Genomic DNA, 2,248 nt, shown 5'->3' with positions numbered 1-2,248 from the left:
TTATTACTTTTCTTGGCGGCGCAGCAGTGATTCGTTCAACAGCAACGCAGCTTATTGGGCTGCGTATTCTGCCTGTTGGGTTTTACGGGCTTCTTCCCTCTCGACGTTGCGCATCATGAGGGATGGGCCGGTTTCAGCCTTTTTCTTGACCACGGTCAGGTGGCGCAGCACGGCATCATTGAATTTGAACGCGTGTTCAATTTCTTCCATCACGGCCTGGCTGGCTTCGATGTTGATGCAGAGGTAATGGGCTTTGGCGAGTTTCTGGATCAGGTACACCAGCTGGCGGCGACCCCAATCTTCCACACGATGCACAGTACCACCACCGGCGGTAATCATGCCCTTGTAACGTTCCAGCATGGCTGGGACTTGCTCGCTTTGATCCGGGTGAATCAGCAAGACGATCTCGTAATGACGCATAAATTCTCCTTTTGGATGAATGAAAACTGCCCCAGCGTCGTTAAGGGTGCAGCAAGGCGAAGCCCATGATTATAGCCCGGCGCAAGCCGAGGCCGGGAAAGAGACCGGGCTGTTGCGCCATCAGGGCGCCTTGACGGCCCACTCACACGCGGCGGCTAAAGGCTTTTGAGGTCGGGATAGCGGATGTATTCCACCAGTTCCTGCACCTTTTGACTGGGCGGCGGTGTCACCAGACTCACGAGCACAATCACGGCAAAGCCAACCGGCACGCCAAAAAGACCGGCAGAAATAGGGTCAATCCCCCACCACAGTTCAATCGGCGAGGTGAAGCCGAAGATGGCGCGCAGCCAGGGCTGGGTGGTGACCATGTAATACGAGGTCACGGCCAAACCCGAAACCATGCCCAGAACGGCAGCGCTGCCGGTCGCACGCTTCCAGAAAATACCCAGACTCAGGGCCGGGAAAAATGAAGCGGCCGCAAAGGAAAAGGCCGCGGAGACCAAAAACAGGATGTCTGCAGGTTTTTGCGCCGCCACATAGGCCGCAAACAAGGCAACGATGAGCAGCAGTATTTTGGACACCGTCACCCGGCTCACGGTCGAGGCGTTGGGATCAATCATCTTGTAATACAAGTCATGCCCCAGCGCATTGGCAATGGTCAGCAGCAAGCCGTCAGCGGTAGAGAGCGCGGCCGCCAGCCCGCCCGCAGCGACCAGCCCTGAAATGACGTACGGCAGGCCAGCCAGTTCGGGCGTGAGCAGCACAATGATGTCGCCGCCTATCGTCATTTCGTTGAGTTGCAGGACATTGTCTTTATTGACATCGGCCACCGACAGCAGGGCCGGGTCGATCTTGCTCCACGCACTGACCCATTCCGGCAGCTGGTCGAACGGCGTACCGACCAGCACCGTGAAGATTTCATATTTCACCAGCACGGCAAGCGCTGGCGCGGTGAAGTACAGCAGGAAGATGAAAAAAAGTGACCAGGTGACGGATTGACGCGCTTCCCGAACGCTGGGGACGGTGTAGTAACGCATCAAGATGTGTGGCAAGGCGGAGGTGCCCACCATGAGACAGAAGATCAGCGCCAGAAAATTCCGGCGCGAGGTGTCGTAAAGCGCTTTTTCCTGGGGCGTTCCGTCAGGGTCGCCCGAAAACTGGGTGGCATGGGCCGGCATGCCATTGAGGGGCTGGGTTTTGATGTCCGCCGCCGCTTTGGCGGCCGTCCAGGTTCGTCGGGCGGCCGCCTCGTCTTTGGGCAGGGTGGCGAGCACTTTGCCGACAGCGGAAATTTCTGCCACCGAAGCGTTACCGCCCTTCAACGCCTCCATCTTTTGGGTGGCGGCCAGCTTGTCCGCAATCAGAAACGCCGCCGGATTCTCAAGCTTTTCAGCCAGGGCCTCGGATCGCTGCCTGAACAGGGCGCGAACCTCCAGTTCCCTGGGATCCACGGCCAACTCCTTTTCTTTGGCGGTGACCTTCTCCAGCTGAAAACCATAGACCAGCTGCGGCACCGGAATGCCGGTCTGCTTGACCGACAACCAGACCACCGGAATCAAGTAAGCGGCCACCAAAATGATGTACTGGGCCACCTGGGTCCAGGTGACGGCGCGCATGCCGCCCAGAAAGGAGCACACCAAAATCCCCCCCAGGCCGAGAAAAATCCCAAGCTCAAACGCGATGCCCGTGAGGTAGGACGTGATCAGACCAACGCCGTAAATCTGGGCCACCAGATAGGTGAACGAGCACAGGATGGCCGCGCCCAAGCCAATCAGCCGGGGCAAGTGCCCGCCGTAGCGCTCGCCCAGAAAATCAGGAATCGTGAACT

2 protein-coding genes are annotated in these 2,248 nt (G+C 58.3%); both read right to left on the bottom strand.

Annotated elements, in window-relative coordinates; translation table 11 throughout:
- Nucleotides 1-51: 51 nt before the first annotated feature.
- Complete coding sequence (rpsF, locus tag Q8K05_RS05430; RefSeq protein WP_305245499.1) at nucleotides 52-420, bottom strand: 30S ribosomal protein S6; 369 nt, start codon at nucleotides 418-420, stop codon at nucleotides 52-54.
- Nucleotides 421-575: 155 nt separating this feature from the next.
- A partial coding sequence (locus Q8K05_RS05425) for a VC_2705 family sodium/solute symporter (protein WP_305245498.1) occupies nucleotides 576-2,248 on the bottom strand: 1,673 nt, incomplete at its 5' end.

Origin of the sequence: Polaromonas sp., assembly GCF_030682935.1 — a bacterium.
Classification (GTDB): Bacteria; Pseudomonadota; Gammaproteobacteria; order Burkholderiales; family Burkholderiaceae_C; genus Polaromonas.
The sequence above is the reverse complement of the archived record's forward strand: the minus strand, read 5'-3'. Positions and strand labels throughout refer to the sequence as shown.

Bases quoted from the DNA above. Each gene is read 5' to 3' on its own strand.
- rpsF (WP_305245499.1), bottom strand. From the start codon at position 420: ATGCGTCATTACGAGATCGTCTTGCTGATTCACCCGGATCAAAGCGAG.